The organism is Microbacterium bovistercoris, from assembly GCF_003387575.1.
GTDB lineage: Bacteria > Actinomycetota > Actinomycetes > Actinomycetales > Microbacteriaceae > Microbacterium > Microbacterium bovistercoris.
The window spans coordinates 199259-213529 of record NZ_QUAB01000048.1 but is presented as its reverse complement, the minus strand read 5'-3'; the positions used below and the strand labels follow the sequence as shown (position 1 = coordinate 213529).

Annotated in this window: 14 protein-coding genes; 4 read left to right on the top strand and 10 right to left on the bottom strand. The window is 68.4% G+C overall.

Annotated elements, in window-relative coordinates; translation table 11 throughout:
- Positions 1–80 precede the first annotated feature (80 nt).
- Both DY023_RS17105 and DY023_RS17100 read left to right on the top strand, forming a co-directional pair.
- Positions 81–1169 (top strand): DUF998 domain-containing protein, encoded by a 1089-nt coding sequence (locus tag DY023_RS17105; protein ID WP_116243548.1) that lies wholly within the window; start codon positions 81–83, stop codon positions 1167–1169.
- A complete protein-coding gene (locus tag DY023_RS17100) occupies positions 1166–2224 on the top strand; it encodes an AI-2E family transporter (protein WP_116243547.1) in 1059 nt (352 codons plus the stop codon). The genes DY023_RS17105 and DY023_RS17100 overlap by 4 nt, the downstream gene beginning before the upstream one ends.
- Here DY023_RS17100 and DY023_RS17095 read toward each other — a convergent pair.
- Genes DY023_RS17095 through DY023_RS17085 form a run of 3 tightly spaced genes read right to left on the bottom strand, consistent with a single transcriptional unit; the run spans position 2196 to position 3913 of the window.
- Positions 2196–2864 carry a hypothetical protein gene (locus tag DY023_RS17095; RefSeq protein WP_116243546.1) on the bottom strand — a complete coding sequence of 223 codons (669 nt, stop codon included), beginning with the start codon at positions 2862–2864 and terminating at the stop codon, positions 2196–2198. The two genes, DY023_RS17100 and DY023_RS17095, sit on opposite strands and share 29 nt — an antisense overlap.
- A complete protein-coding gene (locus DY023_RS17090) occupies positions 2861–3307 on the bottom strand; it encodes a MarR family winged helix-turn-helix transcriptional regulator (protein ID WP_116243545.1) in 447 nt (148 codons plus the stop codon). Before DY023_RS17090 ends, DY023_RS17095 begins: the two co-directional genes overlap by 4 nt.
- A 33-nt stretch (positions 3308–3340) precedes the next feature.
- Positions 3341–3913: a TetR/AcrR family transcriptional regulator gene (locus tag DY023_RS17085; protein WP_116243544.1), complete on the bottom strand. Its 573-nt coding sequence runs from the start codon at positions 3911–3913 to the stop codon at positions 3341–3343.
- Between the two features lie 72 nt (positions 3914–3985).
- On the opposite strand from DY023_RS17085, the gene DY023_RS17080 reads away from it, so the two are divergent.
- The gene (locus tag DY023_RS17080) at positions 3986–4555 is read left to right on the top strand and encodes a dihydrofolate reductase family protein (RefSeq protein WP_116243543.1); all 570 of its coding nucleotides are present in this window, start codon (positions 3986–3988) and stop codon (positions 4553–4555) included.
- A 6-nt stretch (positions 4556–4561) separates the two neighbouring features.
- On the opposite strand, the gene DY023_RS17075 is transcribed toward DY023_RS17080, so the two are convergent.
- Complete coding sequence (locus DY023_RS17075; protein WP_116243680.1) at positions 4562–5134, bottom strand: hypothetical protein; 573 nt, start codon at positions 5132–5134, stop codon at positions 4562–4564.
- A gap of 140 nt (positions 5135–5274) precedes the next feature.
- On the opposite strand from DY023_RS17075, the gene DY023_RS17070 reads away from it, so the two are divergent.
- On the top strand, positions 5275–6465 hold the full coding sequence (locus DY023_RS17070; RefSeq protein WP_181905890.1) for a glycosyltransferase: 1191 nt from the start codon (positions 5275–5277) through the stop codon (positions 6463–6465).
- A gap of 122 nt (positions 6466–6587) precedes the next feature.
- Here DY023_RS17070 and DY023_RS17065 read toward each other — a convergent pair whose 3' ends face one another.
- The 6 genes from DY023_RS17065 to DY023_RS17040 all read right to left on the bottom strand — a co-directional run bounded on the left by DY023_RS17065 (position 6588) and on the right by DY023_RS17040 (position 14218).
- Positions 6588–8912: an arylsulfatase gene (locus tag DY023_RS17065; RefSeq protein ID WP_116243541.1), complete on the bottom strand. Its 2325-nt coding sequence runs from the start codon at positions 8910–8912 to the stop codon at positions 6588–6590.
- Between the two features lie 74 nt (positions 8913–8986).
- The gene (locus tag DY023_RS17060; RefSeq protein WP_116243540.1) at positions 8987–11329 is read right to left on the bottom strand and encodes an arylsulfatase; all 2343 of its coding nucleotides are present in this window, start codon (positions 11327–11329) and stop codon (positions 8987–8989) included.
- A gap of 100 nt (positions 11330–11429) precedes the next feature.
- Positions 11430–11792 (bottom strand): GNAT family N-acetyltransferase, encoded by a 363-nt coding sequence (locus DY023_RS17055; protein WP_116243539.1) that lies wholly within the window; start codon positions 11790–11792, stop codon positions 11430–11432.
- Positions 11793–11804: 12 nt separating this feature from the next.
- Positions 11805–12800 carry a pirin family protein gene (locus DY023_RS17050; RefSeq protein WP_116243538.1) on the bottom strand — a complete coding sequence of 332 codons (996 nt, stop codon included), beginning with the start codon at positions 12798–12800 and terminating at the stop codon, positions 11805–11807.
- Between the two features lie 34 nt (positions 12801–12834).
- Positions 12835–13308, bottom strand: a complete 474-nt coding sequence (locus DY023_RS17045) for a carboxymuconolactone decarboxylase family protein (protein ID WP_245958762.1) — start codon at positions 13306–13308, stop codon at positions 12835–12837.
- Between the two features lie 19 nt (positions 13309–13327).
- Positions 13328–14218, bottom strand: a complete 891-nt coding sequence (locus tag DY023_RS17040; protein WP_116243679.1) for a formylglycine-generating enzyme family protein — start codon at positions 14216–14218, stop codon at positions 13328–13330.
- Positions 14219–14271 lie beyond the last annotated feature (53 nt).

The window sequence follows — 14271 nt, the reverse complement described above, 5'->3', positions numbered from 1 at the left end:
CTCGGAGGGTGCATGAAGACCTCGTACAGCCTACGCCCGCGTCGCTGGGTGTCCGGTTCCCGTGACGATATCCTCAGCGCATGACAACTTCCCCCACCGCGCAGCACGTCGACAGCCAAGGCCGCAGTGCCACCGCCCTGGAGTCCCTGTCACTCGGCGTCGGCGCGATCGCGTTCATCATCGCCGCGCTGGTCGCCCTGCCGGTGTTCGGCTTCCAGGACGCGCCGATCGCGGGACCCGGATCGATCGGGCAGTACGCGGCGCTCGCCTCGGCGGTCGTCGCCGCTCTCGCCTTCATCGCCGGCCGCTACGTGATCCGCGAGCGCGGCGAGAAGGTGACGTTCCTCGAGGTGACGGATGTCGCGGCGCTGGCCTTCGCGCACGCGATCATCGCGCTGCTGGGCTGGACGCTGCTCGCCGACATCCTCGAGAGGGGATTCATCGGCGCGACGGTCTTCGCCTTCCCGCTGCTGATCCTGTCGGGGGCCGCCGCCGCGGTCACCGCCTACGTCGTCTTCTTCTCGGCCACCCACATGGATCTCTCACTGCTGGCGACGGTGCTCGCGGTGTTCCTCATCTTCGGCGTGATGGCGAGCATGCTCACCGCCAGCGACCCGAAGTGGTGGGAGGAGAACCTCAGTGCGCTGGGCATGACCGACGACCTCTCCGCGATGGCGTTCAACCTCACCCTCATCGTCGCCGGCTTCATGGTGACGATCCTGGTGCGGTACGCCACCAAGTCCATGTCGATCCGCAGCGCGCCCGGCATCGTCTGGGTGCGCACCCTGCTGGTGATCGTCGGTGTCTTCCTCGGCTGCGTCGGAGTGTTCCCGGTCGACGAGTTCTTCCTGGTGCACAACAGCGTCGCGACCGGCATGGCCGTCGCGTTCACCGCGATCGTCATCGGCCTGCGCTGGTGGGTGCCGCGGATGCCGCGCGGCTTCCTGCTGATGGGTTATCTGTTCGTGGCGGTCGTCGTGCTGGTCGGCATCTTCTTCGCGACCGGTTACTACACGCTGACCGCGGTCGAACTGGTCGCCGGCATCCTCGTCTTCTCGTGGATCATCCTGTTCATCCGCGCCGCCGCCGCCGTCGAAGAGGACGCGGGGACGGATGATGCGGCGCAGGCCGCCGCACTCGACCGGGCCGCCGCGGCGGCGGGCGCATGAGCGCGCCGGCACCGGCCCCCGCCGGCCTCTCGCCGACGCTGCGGGTGCTGATCGGCCTCGCGGCGGCCGTCATCGCGCTGGCCGGGATGCACGGCGCGCGCGAGCTGATCGGACCGCTGGCGCTGGGCGCCGTGCTCGTGATCATCTGCCATCCGGTGCGGCATCCGCTCGAACGCGCCGGCTGGCCGCGCTGGCTGGCGACGACCGCGGTGATCGTGCTCGGCTGGGTGGTGCTGGTCGTGATGGCGCTGCTGCTCGGCTACGCCGGTGCGCAGTTCGTGCGGATGGTGGGCGACTACGCGGATGAGCTGATGGACACCTGGACCTCGCTGTCCGCGCAGCTCACGTCTCTCGGACTCGACCCCGCCACCGGGGCCGAGCTGATCAAGCCCGACACGATCCTCGGCTTCGTCACCTCACTCGCGGGCAGCACGGTGAACGTTCTCACCGGACTGTTCTTCGTGTTCGCCTACATCCTCTTCATGGCCGCCGACGCCTCGCGATACGGGCAGGCCGAGAAGCTGTACGGCCCGCAGGCGCGACCGGCGATGCGCCGCTTCACCGACTACAGCAGCAACGTGCGGCGCTATTACGTGATCAACGCCTCCTTCGGTGCCGTCGTCGCGATCATCGACGGGCTGGCGCTCTGGGCGGTCGGCGTGCCCGCACCGATCGTCTGGGCCATCCTCGCGTTCGTGACCAACTTCATTCCGAACATCGGATTCGTGATCGGCCTGATCCCGCCCGCGATCCTGGCACTGGTGGTGGGCGGCTGGCCGCTCATGTTGGCCGTGATCGCGATCTACATCGTCGTCAACGTGACGCTGCAGGTGCTGGTGCAGCCCAAGTTCGTCAGCGACGCGGTCAGCCTGAGCCTCACCCTGAGCTTCGTGTCCGTCGCGTTCTGGACCTTCATCATCGGCCCGCTCGGCGCGATCCTGTGCATCCCGCTGACACTGCTGGTGCGCGCTCTCGTGCTCGAGGGTGATCCGCAGCAGCGCTGGTTGCGCTGGCTGTCCGGCGACGTCACGGTCGGACGCACCGGCGCGAGCTAAGCCCCGGCGAGGAAGGGGCGCGCTGCGGCGAGGCATGCCTTCGGGTCATCCGCCCAGAGCGCACGGTGGTGACCTCGTGGATGCCGCCGTGCGGGGGCATCCCCGGGAGGCTGACGGTGACCGGGCGTTCCAGTTCGACCTGGATGTTCGTCTCGTACTGCATGCGCTCGGAGTAGACGCCGTCGACCACGCGCGGCGTCTTCGGCTGGTCGACCCTCGTGACGATCGCGATCGAGGCGATGTCATCCCACGAGAACGGCACGTCGATCTCCAGGCCGTTGCGCACCCGGATGCCGTCGGGGCCGATCGAGTGCGGGCGCATGAGCATCGCGCAGAGCAGCCCGACCATCCAGGTCAGCCCCCAGATACCGAGGATCAGGAAGCCGATCCGCACCGGCACCCAGCGGTGCACGATCAGGTCGATCACCGGGATCTCGATCGCCGAGAGCACGATGAAGATGATGAGCACCGTGAGCACCGGGCGGTGATAGGCGATGCCGGTCCCGCCGGTCGGTACGGCGGGGCGGCGCAGCAGGGCCCGACCGATGCTCGTGTAGACCCGCTTCTCCACGTGCATGGCCCGGCGGAGCAGCGAACCCGCCCTGACACTGCGCGAGGGGGTGTGCGCGGTGACGGTCATGACGTCCCTCCTCGGGCGTCAGCGACCAGCTCGCCGAGTCGGTTCGCGATCGCGGCGACCCCGCGCTGCACGGCCTCGCGATCCGCCGGAGCGACCGCGTCGAGCAGCTCGGTGTCGAGATCGGAGTGCTCCCGGCGCATCTGCGCCATGTACGTGGTCGACATCTCGGTGAGCTCGACGAGTACTGCGCGGCGGTCGGTCGGGTGAGGGGTTCGGCGCACGTGTCCTGAGGCCTCCAGTGCGTCGACGAGGCCGGTGATGTTGCGCGGGCTCACCCCGCACAGCCGGGCGAGGGTCTGCTGCGTCGAGGGCCCGGCGTCCTGCAGCACCCAGAGCAGGTGCACGCGGGCGGTGCTGAGCGACGTGCCCTCGAACGCGCGGGACATGTCCTTCTCGAAGAGTTCGCCGATCTGGAGCAGGCGGTCGAGCAGCAGCGGTTCCATATGATGATGCTACTACATCATTACCTACCTTCACTAAATCTCGGGGAGGAGGCCCTCGACCAGGGCGTCGACGATGTCGTCGGTCGGAGTGTCCGGGTCGATCGGCGAGGTCAGGCGATCGAGCAGCAGCCCGTCGAGCGCGTAGTGGAACAGTGCGATCTCACGGCGACCGCCGGGCAGGCCGGCGGCCTGATTGAAGGCGATGTCGCCCTCGAAGCCGGTGCGCTGCCAGGCGGCCATCGTCTCGGCCAGCTCCGGTCGGCGGGCCGACTCGAGCCTCAGTTCGAACAGGGCGAGCGTGACCTCGCGCTCGGTGGACAGGCGGCGCACGATGTCGCGCACATAATCGGCGAACAGGGCGCGGCTCGGCTCTGCGGATGCCCGGCGCGCCAGATCCTCAGGGGTGGGGGCGAGGCGTGCGCCGATGCGTTCGAACAGTCCGGCGATCAGGGCATCGCGGCTTCGGAAGTAGTTCGACGTGGTGCCGATGGGGACGCCCGCCCGTTCGTCGATGGCGCGATGGGTGAGTCCTCGCGACCCTTCGGCTGCCAGCACCGCGATGCCGGCATCGGCGAGTGCGTTTCGTCGTGCCTCGTTCTTTGCCATGAATTGACCCTAGCGCAACCACTGCACCTGTTGTAGTCTCAAACCACTGCACCTGTTGTGAATGGAGAACGTATGCGAGAACTCACCTATTTCGTCGCCGTCAGCATCGATGGATTCATCGCCGGTCCCGAGGGGGAGTTCGACTTCTTCGACGGAGTCGGCGACCACATGGCCGTGGTCGGCGAGCGGTTCCGCGGCACCGTGCCGACGGCCCTGGCCGACATGGCGGGCGTCCCGGCCGAAGGCGGTCCGTTCGACACCGTCGTGATGGGCTGGAACACCTATGCGGTCGGGCTGCCGATGCTGACCAGTCCCTACAACCACCTGCGCCAGGTGGTCTTCACCAGCCGCACGCCGGAGCCGGTCGAGGGCGTGGAGTTCACCGACCGTGACCCGGTCGAGGTCGTCCGCGAGCTGAAGTCCGAGCCGGGCGAGGGCATCTGGCTGTGCGGCGGTGGGGCGCTCGCCGCCGCCCTCGCCGATGAGGTCGACCGCCTCGTGCTCAAGGTCAACCCGGTGATCCTCGGCAGCGGCATCCCGCTCTTCGGACACCGCGGCTTCGCGCCGACAGCACTCACCCGCACCGCGACGACGGCGTTCGACTCGGGCGTGGTGCTCGCCGAGTACGAGCGGGCCGCGTAGACCGCGTCAGGCCGGCGGCAGTCGCAGCACCTGCGACTCGCCGCCGGTCACGTCGTCGGCGATCCGCAGGCTGCGGGCGAGATCGTCGAGTGCGCCCTCGACCGTGCCGAAGCGCTCCCGGTCGCCGCACACCGCGTTCAGCGTGATCAGATGGGTGCCGGTGTCCCAGGTGTACGTCGCGAACGGGGGAGTGCCCGGGGTCGGAGGAAGCGCCATCATCAGCTTCTCGCCCACGCCCAGCGGGGTGGCGAAGCTCTCGGTGTCGTCGTACTCAATGGGCATCATCGCCCGCGCGGTGCGCAGCTGCGGGGTGAGCTCCTGCGTCGTCGCGATCGCGACCACGAGATCCGGATCGGCCTTCCAGGTCCAGGCCAGCACGCGCCCATCGGCCTTGCGCATCGCGAACGGCGCGGCCTGGCTGGCCAGCCAGGCACCGAACCCGGCGCCGGGCTTTCCCGCGGCACCGGCCTGCCCCAGCAGCATCCGGATGGCGGCCTTGCGATGCCGCCGTCCCTTCCAGCCCAGCGAGCCGGTGACGGGGATCCAGAGGCCGGGATCGGCGGAGGAGATCAGGCGCATGAAAAGAGGGTAGAGGATGCTGCTCGGTGCGGGCTCCGAGACCGGCACAGACCCCTCGGGTAGGGTGGGGTGCGCCCGACCGGGCACCCTCCGGCCGCACTGGGAGCGACTACTCCGTGACATCCTCCGACGATCAGAGCGTGGATTCGGCGACCCCGACCGCCCGCCCCCTGACCATCCTCATCGGCTGCGACACCTTCTACCCCGACATCAACGGGGCCGCCCGCTTCGCCGAGCGGCTCGCCGCCGGGCTCGTCGAGCGCGGGCACGACGTGCACGTCGTCGCGCCGAACACCCGCTACCGCCGCTCAGCGACCCACACCGAGGTCATCGAAGGCGAGCCGCTGACCATGCACCGGCTGCCGTCGGTGCGATGGCTGCCGCACGACTGGCTGCGGTTCATCTGGCCGTGGCGGTCGAAGCACTATGCCCGCAAGGTGCTCACCGAGGTGCAGCCCGACATCGTGCACATCCAGTCGCACATCATCATCGGGCGCGGCCTGGCACGGATCGCCCGGCAGCGAGGCATCCCGATCGTCGCGACCAACCACGTCATGGCCGAGAACATCCTCGACCACACCGCCATGCCCGAGTTCGTGAACGCCCCGGTGCTGAAGCTCGCATGGGACGACGCCGAGCGCACGCTGCGCATGGCGCGGGCCGTCACCACGCCCACACGCAAGGCTGCGGACTTCCTCGAGAAGACCATCGACATCAGCGGCGTGGTGCCGGTCTCGTGCGGCATCGACCGCCGCAACTACACGCCCGTGATCGCCCCGCGCGAGAAGAACCGGATGCTGTTCGTCGGCCGCCTGACCGGTGAGAAGCAGGTCGACGTCGTGCTGCGCGCGATGACCAGGCTGGACCCGGCGCTCGACGTGCACTTCGACATCGCCGGCGGCGGCGACCAGCGCAAGAACCTGGAGCACCTCGCTGCGCAGCTCGGGCTGTCCGACCGGGTCACCTTCCACGGGCGGGTGACCGATGAGCAGCTGCGGGACCTCTACTCCCGGGCATCCCTGTTCGTGATCGCGTCGATCGCCGAGCTGCAGTCGATCGTCACGATGGAGGCGATGGCCTCGGCCCTGCCCGTGGTCGGTGCGGATGCCGTGGCGCTGCCGCACCTGGTGCACGACGGCGAGAACGGCTATCTGTTCGAGCCCGGGAACGTCGACGACCTCGCCGCGAAGATCACCCGTGTGTTCACCGCTTCTCCCGCGGAGTACGAGCGGATGCAGCGCGCTTCGCTCGACGGCGTCGCCGTGCATGACATCAACCGCACGCTGGACACGTTCGAGGCGCTCTACCGCGACGAGCCGCTTCCCGCCTGACCCTCACCGGCCACCCCGCGCCCTTCGTCTCGTCGCTGCGCTCCTCGCTCAGGATCCGGGGGAACACGCGAACGGGGCGGGAGGGCCGAAGCCCTCCCGCCCCGTTCGGCGTCACGAACGCGTCACTCGCGTGCGAATGCCGCCTGTGCCTCAAGCTCGAGGTCGAGGTACTGCTCGTCGCTGACGTCGACGCCCACGCCGAGCAGCTTGCCGCCGGTGAAGGGGAAGCCGTCGGAGTACTGTCCGCTGACGGCGTCACCGCTGTCGTAGCCGATGCACAGCCCGTCGCCGGCGAGCGTGAACTTGCCGACCTGTGCGCGCATCGGGCCCTCCGCGACGACCTGGTCGTCGATGTAGAGCTTCGCGGTGCCGATGGACTCGCCGTGCTCGCCCGCGCTCTCGCGGATGAACTCCACGCCCAGCGCGTGCTTGCCCGGCGTCAGCTCGCCCGACGTGAACACCTGCTCCGGCGGAATGCCGAGGAAGTTGTACACGTAGGTCAGCTTGTTGTCCTTGATGAACAGCGAGTGGCCACCGAACCGCGAGCCGTGCGCGAACAGAACGCCCTCGGCGCCCTTCTCGAGGTCGACGTCGGCGATGATCTTGTACGAGCGTCCTCGCACGTTCACCGCGACGCTCTCGGCCACGGCTGTGGTGTCGGGGTAGTAGATGTACCGGGTGCGCGGCGGCTCGGCCTGCGGGCGCTCGATGGTGAGCTGGTCGCGGGCGGAGCGGTCGTCGAGCGGCAGCACATTGTTCTTCTCCGCCTCCTCGAACCAGGCGTCGATGAGCTCCTGCAGCTTCTCGGGGTGCTCGGCGGCGAGGTCCTTCGACTCGGACCGGTCCTCTGCCACGTGGTAGAGCTCCCAGCGGTCCTCGTCGAAGCGGCCGTGGCCGGTGAGCGGGGCGTGGATGGCGGCGGCCTTCCAGCCGTCCTTCCAGATGCCGCGCGTGCCGAGCATCGCGTAGTACTGCACCTTCTTCTCGGTCTGCCCGTCGGGCGCCGCGTCGAAGGAGTACTTCATCGAGACGCCATCGAGCGGACGCTGCTCGACACCGCGGAACACGTCCGGCATCTCGATGCCGATCACGTCGAGCACGGTCGCGACGATGTCGGTCGAGTGGTGGTACTGGTGCCGGATCTCGCCCTTGGCCTTGATGCCGGCCGGCCAGTGGATGATCATCGGGTCGCAGGTGCCGCCCGAGAACTGCGAGTACCGCTTGAACATCTGGAACGGGGTCGAGAACGCCGTCGCCCACCCGGTCGGGTAGTGGTTGTACGTCTCGGGGCCGCCCAGCACGCCGATCTTGTCGAGGTTCTCCTTCAAGTCGTCGGGGAACCCGTTGAAGAACTTGTTCTCGTTGACCGAGCCGTCGGGGGAGCCCTCACCGGATGCCCCGTTGTCGGCGCAGTAGAAGATGAGCGTGTTGTCGAGCTGACCGGAGTCCTCGAGGTAGTCGATGATGCGGCCGATCTGCACGTCGGTGTACTCGCTGAAGCCGGCGAACACCTCGGCCATGCGGGCGAACAGACGCTTCTCGTCGTCGGACAGCGAGTCCCACGGCTTGACGTAGTCGGCGGCGTTCGCCTGGTCCTCCGGCATCGGGTTGATCGGCGTCAGTGCCGTGTCGGCGGGCAGGATGCCGCGCTCGATCATGCGACCGAGCACCCACTCGCGGTACGCGTCGTAGCCGTCGTCGAACTGCCCCTTGTACTTGTCGATGTAGTCCTTCGGCGCGTGGTGCGGGGCGTGGTTCGCACCCGGGCAGAACCAGGTGTACCAGGGCTTGGATGGGTTCGACGCGTTCTGGTCGCGGATCAGGCGGATGGTCTGGTCGGCGAGGTCCTTCGAGAGGTGGTAGCCGTCCTCCGGCGAGTACGGGGGCTCGATGAAGTGGTTGTCCTCGACGAGGTCGGGGTACCAGTTGTTCGTCTCGCCGCCGAGGAAGCCGTAGAAGCGGTCGAAGCCCTGAGCCAGCGGCCACTGCTCCTTGCTTCCGCCGGTGGAGATGTCCTCCTCGGGCACGTTGTGGTTCTTGCCGACCCAGAACGTGGAGTAGCCGTTCTTCTGCAGCACCTGGCCGATCGTGGCGCACGACTCGGGAATGTGGCCGGAGAGGCCGGGGAACCCGTTCGTGCCCTCCATGATGTTGCCCATGCCGTTGACGTGGTGATTGCGGCCGGTGAGGAAGGTCGACCGGGTCGGCGAGCACAGCGCGGTGGTGTGCCACTGCGTGTAGGTCAGCCCGTTCGCCGCGAGGCGATCGAGCGTCGGCATGTTGATGCGGCCGCCGTACGGCGACCACGAAGCCATGCCGGTGTCGTCGTAGAGGATGACGAGGATGTTCGGTGCGCCCTCCGGCGCACGGGTGGGCTCGTACGGCGCCCAGTCGGCGACCGAGTCCCGGACGTCGAGCTCGATCTTCCCCTGGAATTCCTTGGTCATGGTGCTCCCTTCCTATCCACAAAACTAAAGGCGAGGGGGCGCCGAGCGGCACCCCCTCGCCCGAATCGGATGAATCAGTCGCGCGCCATCGCGGCGGCGAGGTGCGCCTCGAGGTCGATGTACGCGTCGTCGGCGATGTCGAAGACGACCTTCGCGATCTCGCCGCCGGTGAAGTCGAACCCGTAGCCGTACAGCGACGACACCGGGTCGGCGCTGTCGCGACCGATCGTCAGACCCTCGCCGCACAGCGAGAAGTGCCCGAGCACGGTGCGGATCTGCTTCTCGTCGACCTTCTGGTCGTCGATGTACAGGCTGACCGGTCCCTTGCCCTCGCGGTACTCGCCGACGCCCTCCTTGATGAAGTCCACCCCGATGATGTGCCGACCGGAAGTGGGTGCGGGCCCGCTGACGTGGTCCTCCGGCGGGATGCCGAGGAAGTTGTACACGTAGTGGATCTGGCCGTCCTTCACCACCAGGGCATGGCCGCCGAAGCGGGAGCCGTGCGCGAAGATCACGCCCTCGGTCTCTGGAGTGAACTCCACCTCGGCGGCGATCTTGTACGAGACGCCGTGCACGTTCGCCGCGGAGCGTTCCGGTACCTCGGTCGTGCCGGGGTAGTACACGAACTGCCCGGACGGCGGCGCGGGCTGGTGGAACTCCATCGACACGAAGGTCTCGAAGTCCTTCGGATTGCCGAAGATCTGCAGGTCGTTCAGAGGCAGGACGTTGTTGGCCTTCGCCTCCTCCATCCACAGCGCCTTCAGCTCCTTCAGCTTCTCGGGGTGCTCGGCGGCGAGATCGTGGGCCTCGGAGCGGTCGACGTCGGTGTGGTAGAGCTCCCAGACGTCCTCGTCGAACCTGCTCATGCCGCTCGTGGGGCCGTGCACAGCGACGGCCTTCCAGCCCTTGTGCCAGATGGCGCGGCTGCCGAGCATCTCGTAATACTGCGTCTCCTTCGTCGTCGGCCCATCGGGCGTCGCATCGTACGACGGGACCATCGAGACGCCCGACAGCGGCGTCTGCTCGATGCCGTTGTACGTGTCGGGGAAGGTCACGCCGCACGCCTCGAGGATCGTGGGCACGATGTCGGTGGAGTGATGGTACTGATGGCGAACCTCGCCCTTCGCCGTGATGCCCGCAGGCCAGTGGATCACCAGCGGGTCGGCGACACCGCCCTGGAAGGTGTACCGCTTGAACATCTTGTACGGAGTCGAGAACGCCGCGGCCCACCCCGTCGGGTAGTGACCGTAGGTGTTGGGGCTGCCGAGTTCGTCGACCATCGACAGGTTCTGCTGCTCGTCGTCGGGGTAGCCGCCGAAAACCTTCCCCTCATTCACCGAACCGTTCGGGCTGCCCTCACCCGATGCGCCGTTGTCGGCGCAGTAGATGACGAGGGTGTTGTCGAGCTGGCCGGACTCGTCCAGATAGTCGATGATGCGGCCCACCTGTGCGTCGGTGTACTCCGAGAAGCCCGCGTACACCTCCGCCATGCGCGAGAACATCGCCTTCTCCGGATCGGTCAGCGAATCCCACGGACGCACCGCATCGGTCGGAGTGTAGGCGTCCTCGGGCATCGGGTTGAACGGCGTGTTGGCGGTGTCCTCGGGGAGGATGCCTTTCTCCTTCATCCGCTCGATCACCCAGTCGCGGTACGCCTCGTAGCCGTCGTCGAACTTGCCCTTGTATTTGTCGATGTACTCCTGCGGGGCGTGGTGGGGGGCGTGGTTCGCGCCGGGACAGAACCACAGATACCAGGGCTTCTCCGGCTCGGTCTGCTTGACGTCGCGGATCATCTTCAGAGCCTGGTCGGCGAGGTCCTTCGACAGGTGGTAGCCGTCCTCGGGCAGGTACGGCTGGTCGATGTAGTGATTGTCCTCTGCGAGCGAGGGGAACCAGTTGTTGGTCTCGCCGCCGATGAAGCCGTAGAAGCGGTCGTAGCCCTGCGCGAGCGGCCAGTTCTTCTTCGAGGCGCCGGCGGTCCACTCATCGATCGGCACGTTGTGGTTCTTGCCGACCCAGAACGTCGACCAGCCGGCATCCCGCAGCACGTTTGCCATCGTGGCGTTCGTCGGCGGGATGTGCGAGTTGTAGCCCGGGAACCCGGTCGAGGACTCCGAGATCGTCGCGAAGCCGTTCAGGTGGTGGTTACGTCCGGTGAGGAACGTCGAGCGCGTCGGTGAGCACAGCGCCGTGGTGTGCCACTGCGTGTACGTCAGGCCGTTCTCCGCCAGCCGGTCCATGGTCGGCATGTTGATCCGGCCGCCGTACGGCGACCACGCGGCCATGCCGGTGTCGTCGTAGAGGACGACGAGGACGTTGGGCGCCCCTGCCGGCGGCTTGCTCGGAAGGAACGCGTCCCAGTCCGCGACGGAGTCGCGCACATCGAGTTCGATCTTCCCCTGGAATTCCCTTGCCATGACACTCCCTTGTCCGGTCGGTATTGCTCCCCATCCGCACCATAGCGGGGTCGGTGAGCCGCGCGGAAGGGTGCGGCCATGACATCCGGGTGAAGTCGGGTCAGCCCTCCTGCGCCTTGACCGCCTCGAGGTGCTCGCGGCGCGGCTGCACGACGTGTTCCGCATACTCCGGATGCTTGGGTAGCCACGCCCTCACGTAGGGGCAGACCGGCACGATCGTGGCGCCCGAGGCGACGACGTCGTCCGCGGCGCCTCGCACCAGCACCGAGGCCAGCCCACGGCCTGCGTACTCCTCGGAGACGCCGGTGTGGAACAGCACGCGCTGCGTGCCGGCATCCGTCGCGACGTCGACGTAGGACTCCTCGCCGATCTCCGTCGTGCCCGTGCCGTCCTCTCCGGTGTCCAGCAGGACGTACCGGGACTCGTCCGGCCGGTTCTGCACGATGTAGCGCTCGTTCGTCATGGTCGTCTCCTCCTACTGACGCGGCCGCAGCCGGATGGTGGGCATGGGCGGGGCGGGCAGCGGTGCGCGCTGCCCGGGCGGGAACCGGCCGAACAGCGCCGGCTTGCCGGTATCCGCGGCATCCGCCGGCTCGAAGCCGAGCTCGGACTGGTACCGGCGCCGAAACTCGACGATCTCGTCATGACTGCGGCCGACGAAGTTCCACCACATCACGATCTGCTCACCCAGCGGCACGCCGCCGAGCAGGATCACGCGGGCGCCGTCAGCGCCCGCGGTCACGTGCAGCGTGTCGGCCCCTATCGGTACGTAGCCCAGCTCGCGGTGCGCGACGGACGTGCCGTTCACGTCGATCGTGCCGGTCTCGGCCAGCAGCGCGTGCTCGAAGTCGGCGCGCACCGTCAGCGTCGCCGACGCGCCGGGCTCGAGGATCAGCTCGGCGCCGAGCAGATCGGGCGTGCGGGTGTCGACCGGCGACGTGGAGCCGAGCAGCGAGCCGATGAACACCCGCGCGGTCAGGCCCGCTGTCGTGACGGGTTCGGGCGCGTAGTGGTCGAAGTGGTTCGGCGAGAACCGGGTGCTCTCGGGCAGTGCGTACCAGAGCTGCACGCCGTGCAGCGTCCGCGTCTCGGGTGTGCTGATCTCGGAGTGCGTGATGCCGCTGCCGGCGATCATCAGGTTCAGCTCACCCGGCTTCACGGCGGCGGCGTTGCCTCCGGAGTCGAGGTGGTCGATCTCGCCGGTGAACAGCCAGCTCACCGTCGCGAGGCCCGTGTGCGGATGCCGCGGCACCTCCATGCCACCGGACACGGCGACGTCGTCGGGGCCGTAGTGGTCGAGGAAGCACCAGGCCCCGACCAGCGAGCGTTGCTTCTGCGGCAGCGTGCGGTACACGGTCATCGCCCGCGGGCCGCCGAGCGGCACCTCGCGGGGCTCGAGCACCTCGACACCGGTGCACGGCTGCCCCGGCTCGAGGACCTCGACCTGCGGATCCTTCTCGAGGTCGCTCACTTCGTCTCACTCCGTTCGCTCAGCACGGCGCATCTCAAATCACCTTGCCCTCCGCATCGCGCGGCCGCACCGGGTGCTCGCTGAGGATCGAGATCCGGTTGAAGACGTTGATCGTCACGGCCACCCATTCCGCCGCGGCGAATGCGGCATCGCCGAGCACGGCGCGGGAAGCCGCCAGGTCGGCGGCATCGCTCTCGCTCAGCGGCATCCGGGTCGCGGCCTCGGCGACCGCCAGCGCCGCCTTCTCGCGCTCGGTGTACAGCGCCGACTCGCGCCAGGCGGGCAGAAGGTCGATCTTCTGCTGCGGGATGCCCGCATTGCGCGACTCGCGCGAGTGCACGTCGAGACAGAACGCGCAGGCGTTCAGCTGCGACGCCCGCAGCTTGATGAACTCGACCTCGGTCATCACGAGGCCGGCGTCCGCGGCGACGCCCGCGACCGTGTCGGAGAGGGCGTTCAGCGCCTTCCACGCCTCGGGTGAGCTCTTGTCCAGGTAGGGGCGCGTCATCATCTCTCCTTCTCGTAGGTCAGGCGTCTGCGGCCAGCCGGAAGCCGACGTGCGACATCCCGGTGTCCTCGGCCTGCGGCGAGCGGGCGGCGGGCCGGAAGCGCAGGCAGTAGTCCGGCGAGCACAGGAAGGACCCGCCCTTGAGCACGCGGCGGGGGATCTGCTCGCCCTCGCGCGAGCTGGCGGCGGCCAGCAGATTGGCGCGCTTGCCGGCATCCACCGGCTTGTCCGTCGGCACGATGTGCCGCGGCGCGTAGTAGTCGGTGGTCCACTCCCAGGTGTTGCCGATCATGTCGGACAGCCCGTAGCCGTTCTCGGGGTACGAGCCGACGGGTGCCGTGCCGCCCACGCCGCGGTTGTCGTAGGGGAAGCGGCCCAGCCAGGAGTTGGCCAGCGCGCGCCCGCCCGGGTACGGGTCATCGCCCCACGCGAAACGGGCGCCATCGACGCCGCCGCGGGCGGCGTACTCGTGCTCGGCCTCGGTGGGCAGGCGCTTGCCGGCCCACTCCGCGTACGCGGTGGCATCCTCGTAGGCGACGTGAACGACCGGGTGATCCATCCGGTCGTCGATGCCGGAGCCCGGGCCGAACGGCGCACGCCAGTGCGCACCCGTCTCCCAGCGCCACCAGTTGCGCCAGTCGCGCAGATCGGTCGGCCCCGTCGTCGGGGTGAACACCATCGCGCCGGGCACCAGATCCTCGGCGGCGACCCCGGGGTAGGACGCGGGGTCCAGCGGCCGCTCGGCGACCGTGACATAGCCGGTGTCGGCGACGAAGCGGGCGTAGTCGGCGTTGGTCACGGCGTACTTCGAGATGCGGAAGGATGCAACCTCGCGCCGATGCACGGGCTGCTCGTCGGGGTAGAACTCCGTCGAACCCATCGTGAAGGTGCCACCGGGGATCAGGACCATCTCGCGCTCGTCATCCGCCATGGCTCAACCGTAACGGTCGCCACGGGGACCGG